The sequence below is a fragment of the Streptomyces sp. NPDC030893 genome, from assembly GCF_055571535.1.
On sequence record NZ_JBVIFC010000001.1, the window covers coordinates 284,162 to 302,181 of the forward strand.

Annotated in this window: 19 protein-coding genes and 1 pseudogene; 12 read left to right on the forward strand and 8 right to left on the reverse strand. The window is 69.7% G+C overall.

Annotated features, from left to right (window positions below; genetic code table 11):
* Positions 1–15: 15 nt before the first annotated feature.
* A complete protein-coding gene (locus tag ACZ434_RS01250) occupies positions 16–420 on the reverse strand; it encodes an ATP-binding protein (protein WP_468450502.1) in 405 nt (134 codons plus the stop codon).
* A 219-nt stretch (positions 421–639) separates the two neighbouring features.
* On the opposite strand from ACZ434_RS01250, the gene ACZ434_RS01255 reads away from it, so the two are divergent.
* From ACZ434_RS01255 to ACZ434_RS01265, 3 genes are all read left to right on the forward strand, one after another.
* A complete protein-coding gene (locus ACZ434_RS01255; protein ID WP_468450504.1) occupies positions 640–1,491 on the forward strand; it encodes a helix-turn-helix domain-containing protein in 852 nt (283 codons plus the stop codon).
* Between the two features lie 8 nt (positions 1,492–1,499).
* Entirely contained in the window at positions 1,500–1,697 is a 198-nt protein-coding gene (locus tag ACZ434_RS01260) for a DUF397 domain-containing protein (RefSeq protein WP_468450506.1), read from the forward strand.
* A gap of 170 nt (positions 1,698–1,867) precedes the next feature.
* On the forward strand, positions 1,868–2,410 hold the full coding sequence (locus ACZ434_RS01265) for a DapH/DapD/GlmU-related protein (RefSeq protein WP_468451759.1): 543 nt from the start codon (positions 1,868–1,870) through the stop codon (positions 2,408–2,410).
* Positions 2,411–2,501: 91 nt separating this feature from the next.
* Here ACZ434_RS01265 and ACZ434_RS01270 read toward each other — a convergent pair whose 3' ends face one another.
* From ACZ434_RS01270 to ACZ434_RS01280, 3 genes are all read right to left on the reverse strand, one after another.
* Entirely contained in the window at positions 2,502–2,633 is a 132-nt protein-coding gene (locus ACZ434_RS01270; protein ID WP_468450508.1) for a hypothetical protein, read from the reverse strand.
* A gap of 338 nt (positions 2,634–2,971) precedes the next feature.
* Complete coding sequence (locus ACZ434_RS01275) at positions 2,972–3,541, reverse strand: hypothetical protein (RefSeq protein WP_468450510.1); 570 nt, start codon at positions 3,539–3,541, stop codon at positions 2,972–2,974.
* Positions 3,542–3,579: 38 nt separating this feature from the next.
* Complete coding sequence (locus ACZ434_RS01280; protein WP_468450512.1) at positions 3,580–4,275, reverse strand: hypothetical protein; 696 nt, start codon at positions 4,273–4,275, stop codon at positions 3,580–3,582.
* Positions 4,276–4,494: 219 nt separating this feature from the next.
* Between ACZ434_RS01280 and ACZ434_RS01285 the strand changes: the two genes are divergently transcribed.
* The 7 genes from ACZ434_RS01285 to ACZ434_RS01315 all read left to right on the forward strand — a co-directional run bounded on the left by ACZ434_RS01285 (position 4,495) and on the right by ACZ434_RS01315 (position 13,230).
* Positions 4,495–6,420: a sensor histidine kinase gene (locus tag ACZ434_RS01285; RefSeq protein ID WP_468450514.1), complete on the forward strand. Its 1,926-nt coding sequence runs from the start codon at positions 4,495–4,497 to the stop codon at positions 6,418–6,420.
* Positions 6,417–7,142 carry a response regulator gene (locus ACZ434_RS01290; protein ID WP_468450516.1) on the forward strand — a complete coding sequence of 242 codons (726 nt, stop codon included), beginning with the start codon at positions 6,417–6,419 and terminating at the stop codon, positions 7,140–7,142. The genes ACZ434_RS01285 and ACZ434_RS01290 overlap by 4 nt, the downstream gene beginning before the upstream one ends.
* Before the next feature lie 241 nt (positions 7,143–7,383).
* On the forward strand, positions 7,384–7,554 hold the full coding sequence (locus ACZ434_RS01295) for a DUF6087 family protein (protein WP_468450518.1): 171 nt from the start codon (positions 7,384–7,386) through the stop codon (positions 7,552–7,554).
* 52 nt (positions 7,555–7,606) lie between these two features.
* Positions 7,607–8,248 (forward strand): type II toxin-antitoxin system toxin DNA ADP-ribosyl transferase DarT, encoded by a 642-nt coding sequence (gene darT, locus ACZ434_RS01300; protein ID WP_468450520.1) that lies wholly within the window; start codon positions 7,607–7,609, stop codon positions 8,246–8,248.
* A gap of 1 nt (position 8,249) precedes the next feature.
* The gene (gene darG, locus ACZ434_RS01305) at positions 8,250–9,377 is read left to right on the forward strand and encodes a type II toxin-antitoxin system antitoxin DNA ADP-ribosyl glycohydrolase DarG (RefSeq protein WP_468450522.1); all 1,128 of its coding nucleotides are present in this window, start codon (positions 8,250–8,252) and stop codon (positions 9,375–9,377) included.
* Between the two features lie 58 nt (positions 9,378–9,435).
* Entirely contained in the window at positions 9,436–11,721 is a 2,286-nt protein-coding gene (recD2, locus tag ACZ434_RS01310; protein WP_468450524.1) for an SF1B family DNA helicase RecD2, read from the forward strand.
* 219 nt (positions 11,722–11,940) lie between these two features.
* A complete protein-coding gene (locus tag ACZ434_RS01315) occupies positions 11,941–13,230 on the forward strand; it encodes a citrate synthase (RefSeq protein ID WP_468450526.1) in 1,290 nt (429 codons plus the stop codon).
* A gap of 701 nt (positions 13,231–13,931) precedes the next feature.
* Here the strand turns inward: ACZ434_RS01315 and ACZ434_RS01320 are convergent.
* Together ACZ434_RS01320 and ACZ434_RS01325 are read right to left on the reverse strand one after the other, a co-directional pair.
* Positions 13,932–14,039: pseudogene (locus ACZ434_RS01320) on the reverse strand (HAD-IC family P-type ATPase); the annotation flags it as partial.
* A 172-nt stretch (positions 14,040–14,211) separates the two neighbouring features.
* Complete coding sequence (locus ACZ434_RS01325; RefSeq protein ID WP_468450528.1) at positions 14,212–14,451, reverse strand: heavy-metal-associated domain-containing protein; 240 nt, start codon at positions 14,449–14,451, stop codon at positions 14,212–14,214.
* 222 nt (positions 14,452–14,673) lie between these two features.
* Between ACZ434_RS01325 and ACZ434_RS01330 the strand changes: the two genes are divergently transcribed.
* Positions 14,674–15,717 (forward strand): zinc-dependent alcohol dehydrogenase family protein, encoded by a 1,044-nt coding sequence (locus ACZ434_RS01330; protein WP_468450530.1) that lies wholly within the window; start codon positions 14,674–14,676, stop codon positions 15,715–15,717.
* On the opposite strand, the gene ACZ434_RS01335 is transcribed toward ACZ434_RS01330, so the two are convergent.
* Together ACZ434_RS01335 and ACZ434_RS01340 are read right to left on the reverse strand one after the other, a co-directional pair.
* A complete protein-coding gene (locus tag ACZ434_RS01335; protein WP_468450532.1) occupies positions 15,698–16,261 on the reverse strand; it encodes a GNAT family N-acetyltransferase in 564 nt (187 codons plus the stop codon). The two genes, ACZ434_RS01330 and ACZ434_RS01335, sit on opposite strands and share 20 nt — an antisense overlap.
* A 53-nt stretch (positions 16,262–16,314) precedes the next feature.
* A complete protein-coding gene (locus tag ACZ434_RS01340) occupies positions 16,315–16,515 on the reverse strand; it encodes a helix-turn-helix transcriptional regulator (protein WP_468450534.1) in 201 nt (66 codons plus the stop codon).
* A gap of 438 nt (positions 16,516–16,953) precedes the next feature.
* On the opposite strand from ACZ434_RS01340, the gene iolC reads away from it, so the two are divergent.
* The gene (iolC, locus tag ACZ434_RS01345; RefSeq protein ID WP_468450536.1) at positions 16,954–17,904 is read left to right on the forward strand and encodes a 5-dehydro-2-deoxygluconokinase; all 951 of its coding nucleotides are present in this window, start codon (positions 16,954–16,956) and stop codon (positions 17,902–17,904) included.
* Positions 17,905–18,020 lie beyond the last annotated feature (116 nt).

The window sequence follows — 18,020 nt, forward strand, 5'->3', positions numbered from 1 at the left end:
GCCCACGGCCGCCCGTCAGGCCGCCGACAGCTCGCACCAGACGAACTTGCCGGCGCTGCCCCGCCTGGCCAGCGGCTGCCACCCCCACACATCCGCACAGGCCCGCACCAGCGCAAGCCCCCGCCCGTCCTCCGCCCCTTCTTCGAACGGCCGCTGCGGCTCCGGAGGTTGGGGGTCCGCATCCCACGCCCCGATCCGCAGCGTCCCCGGCGGCGACCAGCGCACGCGCAGGCCGGCGGGGCCCTTGGTGTGCCGTACGGCGTTGGAGACCAGCTCCGTGGCGAGGAGTTCGGCGACGTCGACGAGGCGGATCAGCCCGTGCATGGTCAGGATGAGACGGAGGGTACGACGGCTGACGGTGACGGCGCGGAGGTCGTTGGGGAGGTACAGGGAGTACTCCCAGGGTTCGCTTTCGGACATGCGGAACTCCCGTTGTCGGTGAGGGAAGTGGAGAGCGGGCCCGGTGTCATTGCCGCAGCCGTCATGGCAGGACGGGGCGGTGCGCTTCCGGCGACCCGGTGCCGCACGGTGTGCGTCGCATCACTGACGGTAGGGATAAACGTTTAAGTTCCGCAAGTCGGTTGCGTATCCTGACCCTCGAACGAGTGGCGCCTCACGCTTGGTTGGGAGAAGTGACTAATGGTGCTGAGGGCTGAGCCGACAGGGCGCCAGTTGCGCCTGGCGGTCGAGCTGCGCAGGCTTCGCGAGGCGGCCGGCCTGTCCGCCCGTGAGGCTGCGGCCTTGCTCGGTGTGAGCGCCCCGCAGGTCAGTCAGATCGAGACCGGCCTCGCAGGCGTGAGCGAGAAGCGCCTACGTCGCCTCGCGGGCCACTACGCCTGCCCGGACGAGGCGTTCGTGGACGCCCTCGTGGCGATGGCGACCGATCGGACGCGCGGATGGTGGGAAGAGTATCGAGGCCTGCTGCCCACCCCGTTTCTTGATCTCGCCGAACTGGAGCACCACGCCACGTCCCTTCGTGAGGTCCAGTTCCTTTACATTCCCGGTCCACTCCAGACGGAGGACTACGCTCGCGCCGTTTTCGCCTACCGGGTTCCCGAGCTCCCGCACGAGGAGCTTGAGGCGCGGGTCAGGCATCGCATGCAGCGGAAGGCCGTTCTGGAGGGGTCGAGCCCGACGCCTTACGAAGCAGTTGTCCACGAAGCGGCACTGCGCATCATGGTGAATGATCGGCCCACGTCGAGGGCGCAGCTCACCCATCTCCTGGAGATCTCCGCATCGGAGCACGTCACCCTCCGGATCATTCCATTCGACCTGGAGGGCTTCGCCGGTGCCGGGAGCGCCATGACGCACGCGGGAGGGTCAGTGCCCAAGCTGGACACCGTGGTACGCGACGGCCCGCACGGTGCTGCCTTCATCGACTCGGAAACTCAACTCGCCGCGTTTCGAACGCTCTTCCATAGAGTAGAGGCCGTATCGCTCGCCCCGGAACGGTCGCGCGATCTCATCGGCAAGCTGGAGAAGGAGCTGTGAGGCGTCCCATGGAAACCCTCGGAGAATGGCGGAAGTCCTCATACTCCGGCCCCGGCGACGGCGACTCTTGCGTGGAGATCGCGTGCAGTTCGGTCCACATGGCCATACGGGACTCGAAAGACCCGCGCAGAGCTGTGCTCACCTTCCCTGTGTCTGCTTTCGTCTCCTTCGTCGAAGGGCTGAAGAAGCCGATGAGCGGATCGTGACGTACACCGCTCCTGCTCCCGGCAACTGGCGTAAGCCGTCCCGCTTCGGCGGAGAGGACGGCAGCGACTGCGTCGAGAGCGCGGCCTGACCCGCCCACACGGCCCCCCGTGACGGTAAGACCCCCCGCCCGGTGAGTGCCCGTCCACCGGCACACGGAAAGGATCACCGCCTGTCCAGCGACCGTCTCATGCGCATCCGCAGTGCCGAGTTCCAGGCCATGGCCGAGAGGGTCCTGCGGGTCACCGAACTCACCTCCCGCCTGAACGTCCTGCCCTTCGAGGACGAAGCGGGCAAGGCGGAACTGTTCGAGCAGATCCTGGGCAAGCCACTGCCGCCGAGAGTCACGATCTACCCGCCCTTCTACACGGACCACGGCCTGAACCTCGACCTCGCCGAGCGCGTCTTCATCAACCAGAACTGCACGTTCCTGGATTACGCAGGTATCCGGCTCGGCGAGCGCGTGATGATCGGACCGAAGGCCACGTTCATCACCAGCGGCCACCCGGTCGATCCCGAGGAGCGGCGGCTTTACCTCACCGGCGCACCCATCGACGTGGCGGAGAACGTGTGGATCGGTGCCGGTGCCACGATCCTGCCCGGCGTCAGCATCGGCCGTGACGCCGTGATCGCCGCCGGCGCGGTCGTGGCCGATGACGTTCCGCCGGCAAGCCTGGTGACCGGTGGCAAGGCGACCGTGCACCGAACGTGGTGACGGCCCCCTCGGGGGCCACCGGTGCATGCACCAGAGGTGTGGGCAGAGGACACGGCTTTGTGCTCGGTATGAAAGGACCGGAGCCGGACCGTCAGGTGGATGTGCCCTTGGCCGAGGCCCAGCGCGCATGGAGTTCGACGAGGTTCTTGTCGAACTCCCGGTCCCGTCGGCCGCTGGTGAACAGCCCGGGCAGAGTGAGGGGGCGGCCCTTGGTCCGGTGCACACGACATCCCAGTACGGGCCGCTGTGGCTGTGCCGCTGTCGTTCCTCGAAGCGCGTGACCTCGTTCCAGGGGATCGAGCGCCGCTTCACGAAGCTCCGCAGGCGGATGTGGTCCGGGGCGGGTACGTGGCTCCGCGCGCCCCCAGAAGCCACGCGCCGCGATCCGGACTCGGCTGTGTGCTCATCCTGTTCCCCGGAAGCCGCCAGATCGCCGCCCCGACAGCGGCGCAGACTCTCGTCGATGCCCTCGCCGACCGCTGGGAGGTTCAGGGCCGCGGCCCACCCGGCAGGACGATCCCGACCGAGATCGACCTGCCGCGCTGGGCTGTCGTCAGGTGCCTAGGAGTCGCAGCTCCCGGGCAGGTAGCTGTAGCCGTCGAGGAAGAGGAGAGGTCCCAGGACGGGGTCCTGGACCACTTCCCAGGACGATACGAAAGGTGAGCCCCCCGACACGTGGAAGGTCATGTACTGGGAGTCGCTGACGACGACGCCCGAGAAACCCGCGCTGCCCCTGCTCGCCACGAACTCACCGGTTCTGGAGAACTCATACGTCCAGTGCCCCTCGTCGTTGCTGCCGCCGCACCAGACACCGACGACGCTGTCGGGCACCGATGCTTCGACCGGCTCGATGAGCTCCGTGGGGTCCTCGGTACGTTCCTCGGTCGGTTCCTCGGTCGGCTCCTCCGTGGGTTCTTCGGTCACCTCCTCGGTCGGTTCTTCGGTGGGTTCTTCGGTCGGTTCCTCCGTGGGCTCGTGCGTAGGTTCCTCCGTGTAGTCGTCGTAGGACGAAAGGTTTCCGGAGTCGTCCGGCGGGGAGTCCGGCCCGCAGGCGCTCGTGGACAGCAGCGCGGCTATGAGAATCGCCGCGCACGCGGCGCCGCGGCGGGTGGCGCGGGAGAGGGGCGGCATGGGGGCCTCCTGATGTACGAGAGTCGGACAGGGGCGCGTCAGCGGACGATCGCGCTACGCCCCCATGCCAGCCCGAGAAAGGTGACCAGCATCCACACGGGGCCGACGACGCCCTGGAAGCCGGGAAGGCCGGTGATGCCCGCGAAGAGGACGACCGCCAGTACGGGCACGACGCTGAACCAGCCGATCCACCGTGAGATCGTGCGCTCACGCAACGCCATCCAGGCCACGGCACCGGCCGCGACCACGACGCCGAGCCAGCCGATGTACCCGCCGAAGTCGTTGAGCATGAAGTAGACGAACATCCCGTTCTCGCCGAAGGACCGCTCGTCCAAGCCGTCCGGCAGGTAGATCGCCAGAGCGCCCTTCCATCCGTAGCCGTAGGTCAGTCCCGCGGCCGAAGCCGTCAGAGCGCCGCTGACCACGTAGGCGGCGGTGCTGGAGGGTACCCGCGGCTCGACTTGACGCCGCCATGCCGCAGCCAGTACGAGGAGCAGGGAGACCGTCAGGAAGCCGGAGACGAGGCCGAGATGCGCCACGAGGCGGCTCACGTCGTCGAGGACCGAGGCCTCGACGGGGGTCTGCTCGGTCGTGCCGGCCCGGACGTCCGTCAGGAGCGTGGCGACTGCCCCGAGCCCGCCCGCTCCGACTCCGTACAGGGGCCACTTGGCCCTCCGGTCGCCGTCCTGTGGCGCCATGCGCCCCGGGCGAGCATCCGGATCGATGGTGGTCATACGCCTCAACTCCCTGTGTGGATCGGTTCGTTACCGATCCGACTGTCGCGGGGGACAAGTCCCGCAGCCCAGGGACGCCGGTCCCGTACGAGCGGGACGGTTTCGCCGGATCACGCCCGGTAAGGGCCCGCTTTACGGGAACATATGGGTGTGAGTCGGGGGGATCGGATACTGCGTCGCGCCGCGTACGGCATCTCGGGGCTGGGTACGGCGTGCTGCGTGGCGACGGTGCCCGTGCACGGCTGGCTGGCTGAACGCATCGCCGTCACGCCCCTGTACTGGTCCGACCTCGTGCTCGGCACGGTCTGGCCGCTGGTGGGCGCCGTCGTCGCCAGGGGGCGGCCGCGCAATCCCGTCTGCTGGCTGATGCTGCTGCCCGCGATGATCGGGCCGTACCACCTGCTTGCCTACTACGCCGGTTACAGCCGTCTGGTCGCCGCGGAACCCCTTCCCGGCTGGGAAGTGGGGGCCTGGGTCGGCTGCTGGGGCTTCGTCGGCTACTGGTTCGCCACGCCTCTGGTGCCCTTGCTCTTCCCGTACGGCCGCCTCGAAACGGCGCCGCGCCGGGCGTGCGCCTGGGCCGTCGTCACGATCGCCGGGATCGGAACGCTGGCGACGATGCTGCGGCCCAGCGGCACCGATCCGGTCCCCGGTGTCCCGAATCCGCTCGGGATAGCGGGCTGGGAGTGGCTGCACATCGTGATGTTCACCTGTGCCGCGGCCACCATGCTCGGCGGCACCTTCGCGGCCGCCGTCCTCCTCGTCCTCCGTACGCGAGCGGCGACCGGCGCCGAACGGGCCCAGCTGCAGTGGCTGATGCTGGGCGGGCTGCTGATGGCGTTCTCCTTCCTCTCCCCCCTCCTGGACGACGTCGAGCAGCCGGCTCTGGTCGGCGATCTCGTCATGCTGATGGGGTTGCTCGGCCCGCCCGCGAGTGTCGCTGTCGCGATGCTGCGGCACGGGCTGTTCGATGTGGAGCTCGTCCTCGGCCGCGCCATCGTCTTCACAGTCCTCAGCGCGCTCGTCCTCGGGGTGTACGCAGGGGTCGTCGCCGGTGCGAGGTTGATCGCGCCCGGGTCCCTGGCGGGGACCTGTCTGCTCGCCTTCACCGCACTGATCGCGGCCAACGGCCGCGGCGCCGTCCAGGCGGCCGTCGACCGGACGCTGTTCGGGCACCGTCACGATCCGTACGCCGTCGTCGCGCACGTCGGTCGCCGTGTCGCTCCCGCCGGCGAGCCGGCGGAAGCCATGCAGCACCTCGTCGACGCCCTGCGGTCCGCGCTGCGTCTGCCCTATGCGGCCTTCGAGAGCCCCGCCGTGGCGGTGGCCTCCGGCAGACCGGCGGCCGGCGCCGGCTGGCGGTCCTTTCCCTGCCGGGCCCTGGGCCGCGAACTCGGTGTGCTGCGCGTAGGACGGCGAAGCGTCAACGATCCCTGGACGGACAAGGAGCAGGCCGCGGTCGAAGAGGTCGCGGACCGCGCGGGAACACTCGCCTACGCTGCCGGTCTCGTCGAGGACGTCGCCCGCAGCCGCTCACACATCCTGTCCGTGCGCGAGGAGGAGCGACGGCGGCTGCGTGCGGACCTCCACGACGGCATCGGCCCCTCCCTGGCCGGCACCGCCCACCAACTCGACGCCCTCGCCCGGCGCATCGACGACCCCCATCTCGCGGGATGCGTCAGGACACTCCGGGACAGGCTCCGCTCCACCGTCACCGATCTGCGCACCGTGGTCCAGGGGCTCCGGCCTGCGGTTCTCGACCAGCTCGGGCTGCCCGGCGCCCTGCGGGAACTGCTGGCCGGATACGACACACCGGCCTGCCACAGCAGTATCGACGGCGCCTGCCACCGCTTGCCGGCCGCCGTCGAGGTCGCCGCCTACGCCATCGCCGCCGAGTCGGTCGCCAACGCGGTCAGGCACGGCGCCGCCGGCCGCCTCGAACTGACCGCCCGTTTGGAGGACACCGTCTTGATTCTTTCGATCCGCGACAACGGGCGCGGTATTCCGCCCAAGCACAGGGCCGGTGTGGGACTCCGCAGCATGAGGGAGCGCGCGGAAGAGGTCGGAGGCCGGCTCGAGGTGACGACCGCGCCCGGCGAAGGCACCCTCGTACGAGCGGTCCTCCCGGTGGGGGACCAGCGGTGAGCGCCCCCGTCCCCTCCCCGGTCACCGTCCTCGTCGTCGACGACCATCCCGTCTTCCGGGCCGGAATGGCCACCGTCCTCGCCGATCTCCCCGATGTGACGGTCGTCGGAGAGGCGTCCGACGGTGCTGAAGCCATCATGGCCGCCGACCGGTTGCGGCCGACGATCGTGCTTATGGACCTGCGTATGCCGAACCTCAACGGCCTGGAGGCCACGGCCCGGATCACCACGGCTCATCCGGAGATCGCCGTGCTCATCCTGACCATGGATGAGGACGAGGACTCGGTCTTCGCCGCCTTGCGCGTCGGCGCGCGTGGCTACCTGCTCAAGGAGTCGGACGGCGCTGACGTCCACCGAGCCCTGCTCGGGGTCGCCCGTGGCGAAGCGGTCTTCGGCCCCCGGGTCGCCGAGCGCGTCCTGGCCCATTTCGCCACTCCACCCGCCGCCCGATCCCCCCTTCCCTTTCCTCACCTCACCGACCGGGAACGCGAGACCCTCGACCTGATCTCCCGCGGCCTCGACAACGCGTCCATCGCCCGTCGCCTGTCCCTGTCCGAGAAGACCATCCGCAATCGGGTCAGCGACGTGCTGGCGAAACTGCACGCCCGGTCCCGCACGGAAGCAGCGGCTCTCGCGCGGGACGCGGGCCTGGGACACCCCCGCCACTCCGCAGAGACACGTGAGCGTGTGACACCGCTGAACCTTCCCCAACGCGGGATGTAAGGCACCCGCGAGGAAGAACTGACGGAGGTGCGCAGTCCTGCTGGCGAGGAGGGGACGGCAGGCCGGCGCTCTCTGGACTTGGACAGTCCGCTCAATGTGTTCGAAGGCGTCCGCGTCCGTCTCTCGTTGACCTCCGCGGAAGCCACCCTCGGCTCACAGGCAGGGAGCAGCACGATGGACGACGAGCCCTTGTCCCGGTGGGCGGAGCGCCGAACCGGCGAAGGTCGGGCGGCTCAGGGCCGTGCAGCTCGCGGAAGGGGACGCTCCGCGGGGAGCGCATCTGCGTCCTGACGCACCACGGGTGATCGAGCGGTGGAACGGGCACCTGTGGGAGCCCCACGGCTACGCGCTCGTCCAGCCCCGGCCCCGGCTTCCGTACGAGGTCAACTGGCCATTGACTGAGGCTGGTTGATGTCACGACTACTGAGCGTCGAGGGCGGGTGAGTGTGGTCTACTCACGTTTCGTGACGAACGTTATGGAGCGCCCCCTCTTCCACTTCACGCACCTGCGCAATCTGTCCGGAATCCTCGCTGAGAAGCAGTTGGTGTCGGATAGCGTCATGCAGGACAGAGGAGGGGTGTTACGGGAGTGCGGCGACAGGGAGGTCAAGGCCGAGCGGCGTACCCGACGGGTCACCGTCCCGCCGTACGGTTGCCCGGCCGACTATGTTCCGTTCTACTTCGCCCCGCGATCGCCCATGATGTATGTGATCGACCAGGGGCGGGTGCCGACATACCGCGAAGGGCAGTCGCCGCTCGTCTACCTCGTCACATCCGTGGGTGCGGTGGTGGAGTCCGGAAGACCGTTCGTCTTCAGCGACGGCAACTGCGCGAGCGCGATCACTCAGCACTTCACGACGTTGGGTGAGATGCCCACCGTCGTGGACTGGGAGATCATGGCAGCCGGCTACTGGGCGAACACGGCTGATGACGGTGACCGGATGAGGCGGCGCATGGCCGAGCTTCTGGTTTTCGGCTGTCTCCCGGTCACTGCTCTGCACGAGGTCGGGGTCTACGATCATGATCGCGCCCAGCAGACCAACCACCTGCTCAGGCAAGCGGCGACCGAACTGCCGGTGAGTGTCAGACGTGAGTGGTACTACTGAAATGGCGGAAGGTATCGGATCCTCGGCGGGAAGGGCGGCGATGATCACGCGCGGCACCGGGAATCTGCTTCTGGCGGATGTCGATGCCCTTGTCAACACGGTCAACACCGTGGGGGTCATGGGCAAGGGGATCGCCCTGCAGTTCAAGCGGGCTTTTCCGGACAATTTCAGGGACTACAAGGCGTCATGTGAGCGTGGAGATGTGACGGTCGGCCGCATGCATGTGCATGAGGTCGGGCAGATGACGGGCCCGAGGTTCATCGTCAACTTCCCGACGAAGCGCCACTGGCGTGCGCCGTCGCGGATCGAGGACATCGCCTCGGGGCTTGTCGCGCTGAGGGACGAGATCGTCGAGAGGGGGATCACGTCGGTGGCAGTCCCCCCGTTGGGATGCGGCAACGGCGGCCTGCCCTGGCGTGAGGTCGAACCCCTGATCCGTCAGGCGCTGGGGACCCTCCCCGGGGTCGAGGTCCGACTGTGGGAGCCCTCCGGCCCGCCGAATTCCGCTTCCATGCCGAACGCCACCGAAGCGCCCGCCATGAACCGCGAGCGCGCGGCTTTCCTTGCCGCGCTCGACCGCTACGTGCGTAGCGGAATCGCCCGTGGGCTCGCCTTTGAGCCGCGTGTTTCTCTACTCGAAGCGCACAAGGTCGCGTACCTCCTCCAGAAGTTGCAGATGCCTCTGGCTCTGCGCTTCGAGAAGGGGATCTACGGCCCGTATTCGCACCCCCTCGACAGAGCCGTCTCGGCGATGGAAGGGCACTTCATCACGGGGTACGGGGACGGCACTAGCGGGGCTCAGGCGATCCTGGAGCTCGACAAGGGATCCGTGGACGAGGCCGAGAGGACGATCGGTCAGTACCCGGAGTTCGAGGAGATCGCGGCGAGATTCCATAGACTGACGGCTGGTTTCGAGGATGCCTTCGGCATGGAACTCCTGAGCACCGTGCTGTTCGCCGCGGAAGAACTGGTCACGCCACCACCGAGTTCCGACGCTGTCGCAGAGTGCATCAGCAGGTGGAACGAGCGGAAGCAGCGTCTGTTCACACGAGCCCACGTGCGCACGGCGTGGCAGCGTCTGTCCGAGGAAGGCCTTCTGCCCGAGCATCGGACCGGCACGCCCAGGTGACGAGAGGGACGGCCTGAGCGGCGTACCCCCTGTCACACCCCACCGGTACCGTCGGATCATGCCCAACCCGTCACCCACGGCCCCCGGCGAACGCCGGCTCGCCACGCTCGAAGGTGTGCTGGAGCGCATCACGTACGCCAACGAGGAGAACGGCTACACCGTCGCCCGGGTCGACACCGGCAGAGGCGCCGGTGATCTGCTCACCGTCGTCGGTGCGCTGCTCGGTGCGCAGGTGGGGGAGTCGCTGCGGATGGAGGGGCGGTGGGGGTCGCATCCGCAGTACGGGAAGCAGTTCCACGTCGAGAACTACACGACCGTACTGCCGGCCACCGTCCAGGGCATCCGGCGCTACCTGGGGTCGGGCCTCGTCAAGGGCATCGGCCCGGTCTTCGCCGACCGGATCACGCAGCACTTCGGCGTCGACACGCTCACGATCATCGAGGAGGAGCCGAAGCGGCTCATCGAGGTGCCGGGGCTCGGGCCCAAGCGGACCAAGAAGATCGCCGACGCGTGGGAGGAGCAGAAGGCGATCAAGGAGGTGATGCTGTTCCTCCAGACCGTGGAGGTGTCCACCTCCATCGCCGTACGCATCTACAAGAAGTACGGCGACGCCTCGATCTCCGCCGTGAAGAACCAGCCGTACCGCCTCGCCGCCGACGTCTGGGGCATCGGCTTCCTCACCGCCGACAAGATCGCCCAGTCGGTCGGGATCCCGCACGACAGCCCCGACCGGGTGAAGGCGGGCCTGCAGTACGCGCTGTCCCAAGCCACCGACCAGGGGCACTGCTATCTCCCCGAGGAGAAGCTGATCGCCGACGCGGTGAAGCTGCTCCAGGTCGACACCGGGCTCGTCATCGAGTGCCTCGCCGAGCTTGCCGCCGAGCCCGAGGAGCTGGGCGAGGACCCCGGTGTCGTACGGGAGAAGGTCCCCGATCCGCAGGGCGGTGATCCCGTCACCGCCGTCTACCTGGTGCCCTTCCACCGCGCCGAGGTCGCCCTCGCCGCCCAGGTGCGGCGGCTCCTGCGCACCGAGGAGGACCGGATGCCGGCCTTCCGGGACGTGGCCTGGGACAAGGCGCTCGGTTGGCTCACCGGCCGTACCGGCACCGACCTCGCCCCCGAGCAGGAGGCCGCCGTCAAGCTGGCGCTGACGGAGAAGGTCGCCGTGCTCACCGGCGGGCCCGGCTGCGGCAAGTCGTTCACCGTGCGGTCGATCGTGGAGCTGGCCCGCGCCAAGAAGGCCAAGGTGGTGCTCGCCGCCCCGACCGGCCGGGCCGCCAAGCGGCTCGCCGAGCTGACCGGCGCCGAGGCCTCCACCGTCCACCGGCTGCTGGAGCTGAAGCCCGGCGGCGACGCCGCCTACGACCGGGAGCGCCCGCTCGACGCCGACCTGGTGGTGGTCGACGAGGCGTCCATGCTGGACCTGCTGCTTGCGAACAAGCTGGTCAAGGCGGTGCCGCCGGGTGCCCACCTGCTCTTCGTCGGGGACGTCGACCAGCTCCCCAGCGTGGGCGCGGGGGAGGTGCTCCGGGACCTCCTCGCCGCTGACGGCCCCGTCCCCGCCGTCCGCCTCACCCGGGTCTTCCGCCAGGCCCAGCAGTCCGGCGTGGTCACCAACGCGCACCGGATCAACGCCGGGCAGCACCCGGTCACGGACGGCATGAAGGACTTCTTCCTCTTCGTCGAGGACGACACCGAGGAGGCCGGCCGGCTCGCCGTGGACGTCGCGGCGCGCCGCATCCCGGCGAAGTTCGGCCTCGATCCACGCCGTGACGTGCAGGTCCTCGCGCCCATGCACCGGGGACCGGCCGGCGCGGGCGCGCTCAACGGGCTGCTCCAGCAGGCCGTCACTCCCGGGCGCCCCGATCTCGCCGAGAAGCGGTTCGGCGGCCGGGTGTTCCGCGTCGGCGACAAGGTCACCCAGATCCGCAACAATTACGAGAAGGGGGAGAACGGTGTCTTCAACGGCACCGTGGGCGTGGTCACCTCGCTCGACCCGGTCGACCAGCGCCTGACGGTGCTGACCGACGAGGACGAGGAGGTGCCGTACGACTTCGACGAGCTGGACGAACTGGCGCACGCCTACGCCGTGACCATCCACCGCTCCCAGGGCAGCGAGTACCCGGCGGTCGTCATCCCGGTGACGACCGGGGCGTGGATGATGCTCCAGCGCAACCTGCTCTACACGGCGGTCACCCGGGCCAAGCGGCTCGTCGTCCTCGTCGGCTCCCGCAAGGCGATCGGACAGGCGGTGCGTACGGTCTCGGCGGGGCGCCGGTGCACGGCCCTGGACTTCAGACTCGCCGGTTCGCGGACCTCTCAGCCGGACGAATCACCGCTGTGAGCGGTCCGTCACCAAAAAATGATCGATCAAATGAGTCACGAAGGTCACAGAGCCCTTCCGGATCGCGAACGCAAGGGGCAGGATGGGCAAGTTGGCGGCACTCAGTGCCGTCGATAGGCCCGATGGTCGACCCCGAGTGCACTCTCCTGAGCCGAGTGGGGGATGGTAGAGACAGTCAGGGCACCTCGAAGATGAGGCACAACGTCGGTGAGGGAAGACGTGAGCGACAACTCTGTAGTACTGCGGTACGACGGCAGCGAGTACACCTACCCGGTGATCGACAGCACCGTCGGTGACAAGGGCTTCGACATCGGAAAGCTCCGCGCCCAGACCGGTCTGGTGACGCTGGACAGCGGCTACGGCAACACCGCCGCCTACAAATCCGCTGTCACCTATCTCGACGGCGAGGCCGGCATCCTCCGGTACCGCGGCTACCCGATCGAACAGCTGGCGGAGCGCTCCACCTTCCTGGAGGTCGCCTACCTGCTGATCAACGGCGAGCTGCCGACGGTCGACGAGCTCACCTCGTTCAAGAACGACGTCACGCAGCACACCCTGCTGCACGAGGACGTCAAGAACTTCTACAAGGGCTTCCCGCGCGACGCCCACCCGATGGCCATGCTGTCGTCGGTCGTCTCGGCGCTGTCCACCTTCTACCAGGACAGCCACAACCCCTTCGACGAGCAGCAGCGCAACCTCTCCACCATCCGCCTGCTCGCCAAGCTCCCGACGATCGCGGCGTACGCGTACAAGAAGTCCGTCGGGCACCCGTTCGTCTACCCGCGCAACGACCTCAGCTATGTCGAGAACTTCCTGCGCATGACCTTCTCGGTCCCCGCGCAGGACTACGAGCTCGACCCGGTCGTCGTGGCCGCCCTGGACAAGCTGCTGATCCTGCACGCGGACCACGAGCAGAACTGCTCGACCTCGACCGTGCGCCTGGTCGGCTCCTCGCAGGCGAACATGTTCGCCTCGATCTCCGCCGGTATCTCCGCCCTGTGGGGCCCGCTGCACGGCGGCGCCAACCAGTCGGTGCTGGAGATGCTGGAGGGCATCCGCGACTCCGGCGGCGACGTCGACTCCTTCATCCGCAAGGTGAAGAACAAGGAGGACGGCGTCCGCCTGATGGGCTTCGGCCACCGGGTCTACAAGAACTTCGACCCGCGCGCCAAGATCATCAAGGCCGCCGCGCACGATGTGCTGTCCGCCCTCGGCAAGTCCGACGAGCTGCTGGACATCGCGCTGAAGCTGGAGGAGCACGCGCTCTCCGACGACTACTTCGTCTCGCGCAGCCTCTACCCGAACGTCGACTTCTACACCGGTCTGATCTACCGGGCCATGGGCTTCCCGACCGAGATGTTCACGGTCCTGTTCGCCCTCGGCCGGCTGCCGGGCTGGATCGCCCAGTGGCACGAGATGATCAAGGAGCCGGGTTCCCGCATCGGCCGCCCGCGCCAGATCTACACGGGCGTCGTCGAGCGCGACTTCGTCCCGGTCGAGCAGCGCTGACACCCGCCGGTGCGGGTGCCGCGCGCCTGAGACTCCGTCGCTGAAGGGGCGTGGGCGGCTGCGGGCCGGTCTTGCGGCCGGTCGCGCCCACGCGGGCGGAGCCGCATGGCGGCACAGCCCCGCGCCCCTTCGGGCATACCGCGTCACCGCTGCGGGCATGTCGCACCACCGCTTCGGTATGTGGCACCACCGCAAGAAAGAAGGCGCCCCGGCCGCCGGTCCCCCCACGGGCCGACGAACCGGGGCGCCTTCCCATGTCCCGGTGCGGATTCCCCCCACGGGATCCGGCCGGGCGCCTGTGAGAACAGCGCCTGAATCGCTGTGTGAGCACGGACGGACCTGAACCCGTCGCACTCGTCGGTGTGCGGTCTGCCGGGACGCGCACGGTCGGGAGGGCCGCTCAAAGCTCCCCGCGGGTACGTGCCCCGGCAACGCAATCTCTGGGAAAGTCCCCCAAGACATTCCCAGATGTCAGGAAGCGCCCCCCAAGACGCTGCCCGACATCGCCAACTTAGACCTTCGAACCCCTTCGATGGTTACGTTCAGATCACTGTGATCTGCGTCTCTTGCGTATCTCCCCAAGTCGCGCAAGAACCCGCAAACCGCTCACGGGACTCAAGCGTAAGGAAGATGCGCGAGCCGTGTGAAGAGCTTATGTGAGGGTCTTACCGGACTCCAGGGGTACACCCCAACTCGAGACCTCAATGAAACGCCTGCGGGCGCAGGGTGTTCGTCGCCGCGCACACCGAGGAGAACGCCGTGGCGGCACCGGCGGCCATCGGGTTCGGCAGCCCCGCCGCGGCGAGCGGCCGGCTCCCGTGGCGAGAACGGGACCCGGATCAGCGACGGCCGGCGCGGCCGTGTCGTTGACGCCGTCGCCGGCCAGGGGTGTCCGGGTGGTCCTCGCGGCCGGGTGGTCCGGTGCGGCCGGGTGGGGTGAGACGCCCGTGCCCGGCCCGGGCGGCCCGGAGGGGGTGGGGCTCAGGCGGTGCCGGTCAGCTCGTAGCCCGCCTCGTCGATAGCGGCGCGTACGGCCTCCTCGTCGAGCGGGGCGGCGGAGACCACGGTCACCTCGCCGGCGGAGGCGACGGCGGTCACCGAGCTGACACCGGGGATCGCGGAGAGCTCGGTGGAGACGGCGCCCTCGCAGTGCCCGCAGCTCATACCGCTCACCTTGTAGACGGTGGTGACGGAACCCTGGGTGTCGGTCTGGGAGGTCATGTCGTTACTCCTCGTCGGGGCATAGGGGGTGGGAGGGGGTCGGAGGGGCCCGAGGGGCCCACGACACCCAGACTATACCCCTAGGGGGTATAAATCCACGACGGTCGGGCCGGGGCGAGGGGCGCGTACGCCCCGTACGCCTCCCGGCCCGGCCCTGACCGTACGCCCCGTCCGGGGTTACCGTTCCGCCGGAAGCGGCGATCATCGGAAGGCGGGCCGGCGATGCGGGCAGTGGTGTTCGAGCGGTACGGGGAACCGGCCGAGGTGCGTGAGGTCGCGGACCCCGAGCCCGCGGAGCACGGGGTCGTGGTCCGTGTCGAGGCCACCGGACTGTGCCGCAGCGACTGGCACGGCTGGCAGGGCCACGACCCCGACATCACGCTCCCGCACGTTCCCGGCCATGAACTCGCCGGCGTCGTCGAAGCGGCCGGCGCGCGGGTCACCCGCTGGCGCGCGGGGGACCGGGTCACCGTGCCGTTCGTCTGCGCCTGCGGTTCCTGCCCGGCCTGCGCGGCCGGCGACCAGCAGGTGTGCGAGCGGCAGACCCAGCCCGGCTTCACCCACTGGGGCTCGTTCGCCCAGTACGTGGCGCTGGACCACGCGGACGTGAACCTGGTCGCGGTCCCCGACGGGATGTCGTACGCGACGGCCGCCTCCCTCGGCTGCCGTTTCGCCACCGCCTACCGGGCGGTGGTGCGGCAGGGCAGGCTCGCGGCGGGGGAGTGGGTCGCCGTGCACGGCTGCGGCGGGGTGGGCCTGTCGGCGGTGATGATCGCGGCGGCCGCGGGCGCCCGCGTCGTCGCCGTCGACGTGTCGCCGCAGGCGCTGGAACTGGCGCGGCGGTTCGGGGCGGCGGAGTGCGTGGACGCGTCGGCCGTGGCGGACCCGGCCGAGGCGGTCCGCGACCTCACCGGCGGCGGCGCCCACCTCTCCCTGGACGCCCTCGGCGCACCCGCCACCTGCGCCGCCTCCGTGAACGGGCTGCGCCGCCGGGGCCGCCATGTCCAGGTCGGCCTGCTGCCCTCACCGACCGGCACCACGCCCGTCCCCATGGCCCGCGCCATCGCCCTGGAACTCGAACTCGTCGGCAGCCACGGCATGGCCGCGCACACCTACCCGCCGATGCTGGAACTGGTCCGCGCGGGCGTGCTCCGCCCCGACCTCCTGGTGACCGCCACGATCGGCCTGGACGCCGCGCCCGCGGCCCTCGCGGCCATGGGGACGGCGCCGGGCGCCGGGGTGACGGTCATCGAGCCGTGGGGCTGAGCGCCGCCCACTCCCGGTCGAGGATCGCCATGAGGACCTCGTCGGTCCACTCCCCGTCCCGCATCCGGACCTCCCGCCGGACACCCTCCACGACGAAACCGGCCTTCTCGTACACGTGCAGCGCGCGGGCGTTGTTGCCGTAGGCCGCCAGCTCGACGCGGCGCAGGCCGAGCCGCTCGAAGCCGTACCCGACGATCAGCCGGACCGCCTCCGTGCCCAGCCCCCGGCCACGGCCGCGCGGGCCGATCAGCGTGCGGAAGGAACAGCTGCGGGCGTCGGGGTCCCACTCGTTCAGGACGACCTCGCCGACGAGCTCACCGGTCGCCCGGTCGGTCACGGCGAGGTCGAGCCGGTCCGGCTGCTCCGCCCGGGAGCCGTACCAGGCGCGCAGGCCCTCCCGGGTGAGCCGGACGGACGGCTCGAAGGTGAAACGGACGACGTCCGGGTCCTGGACGATCTCCCACATCACGTCGGCGTCGGCCTCGGTGAAGGGACGCAGCACGGTCGAGGAGCCGGTGAGTACGGGTTTGACGGCGAAGCTCATGACACGGAACTGTGCCCCACCGCGCGGGCGGGGCACAGCCGATTTTCCCGGCGTCAGCCGTCCCTGCGGCCCCGGTTGCCCGGGCGGGCGGCGACCCAGGCGCGGACCGTGTCGGCGTACCAGTACGGCTTGCCGCCCTCCACGTGGTCCGGTGGCGGCAGCAGTCCGTGCTTGCGATAGGAACGCACGGTGTCCGGCTGCACCTTGATGTGGGCCGCGATGTCCTTGTAGGACCACAGCCGTCGGTCGGTCATGGGTTGCACCTCCCCGCGCGCACCACGGCGGCGGCCGGGGGTGGCCGTCAGGGGGAGCCGGGTGCCGCGCTGGTGATCAGGCATGCGTTGTGCCCGGTGAACGAGACCGGCCGACGGCAGGGCAGGGGCTGTGCGCCGGACGTGACCGACGGACCGTACACGTGTGACACCCGTGACAGGACGGGAGCTTTTGTGACAGGAGTGACGCACGGGCGCACCCCGGCTCACCGGCGGGGCGCATTGACTTCCGGGGTACGGCACCAGGGCCGGCGGGGCACCCGCCATGTTCTCGTCCGAATGTCCGGACAAAACATTGACATGGCTTCCCGGCCGGGCTAGAAACCCTGGAGAGCCGAAAGGCAGCCGGACCGGCCGCAGCGCCGGGCGTCCGGCCGCGAGGCCGTATGTGCCGACGAGCCGTGCGAAGGGACGACCGTGATGGCGTACGACCTGATCACCATGGGGCGGATCGGAGTGGACCTCTACCCGCTCCAGACGGGCGTGCCGCTGCCGCAGGTCACGACCTTCGGCAAGTTCCTCGGCGGCTCGGCGGCCAACGTCGCGGTCGCCGCCGCCCGCCTCGGCCGCCGCACCGCGCTGATCAGCCGCACCGGCGACGACCCCTTCGGCACGTACCTCCACGAGGCCCTGCGGGACTTCGGCGTCGACGACCGCTGGGTCACCCCCGTCCCCGGCCTGCCCACACCGGTCACCTTCTGCGAGGTCTTCCCGCCGGACGACTTCCCGCTCTACTTCTACCGCCGTCCGAAGGCCCCCGACCTGGAGATCGACGCCCACGACCTCGACCTGGACGCCGTCCGCGATGCGCGCGTCTTCTGGGTCACCGGCACCGGGCTGAGCGAGGAGCCGAGCCGCACCGCCACGCTCGCCGCCCTGGCCCACCGCGCCAAGTCCGGCACCACCGTCTTCGACCTCGACTGGCGCCCCATGTTCTGGACCGACCCCGAGGCCGCCCGCCCCTTCTACCGCGAGGCCCTGCGCCACACCACGGTCGCCGTCGGCAACCTCGACGAGGTGGAGGTCGCCACGGGGGAGCGCGAACCGTACGCTGCCGCCCGCGCCCTGCTCGCCGCGGGAGTCGAGACCGCGGTCGTCAAGCAGGGCCCGAAGGGCGTGCTGGCCATGAACAGTGACGGGGAGTCGGCCGAGGTGCCGCCGCTGCCCGTGAACGTCCTCAACGGTCTCGGCGCCGGCGACGCCTTCGGCGGCTCCCTGGTTCACGGCCTGCTGTCCGGCTGGGACCTGGAGACGGTCATGCGGCACGCCAACGCCGCCGGCGCGATCGTCGCCTCCCGCCTGGAGTGCTCCTCCGCGATGCCGACCCCCGCGGAGATCGAGGCGGCGCTCGCCGCGGGAGCGGTCACATGACCGGCCCGTACGCGCTCACCGAACCGTACGCACTCACCGAACCGTACGCACTCACCGAACCGTATGTCCCCACCGGACCGTACGTCCCCCTGGGTGCCACCCCCGGCACCCCACCG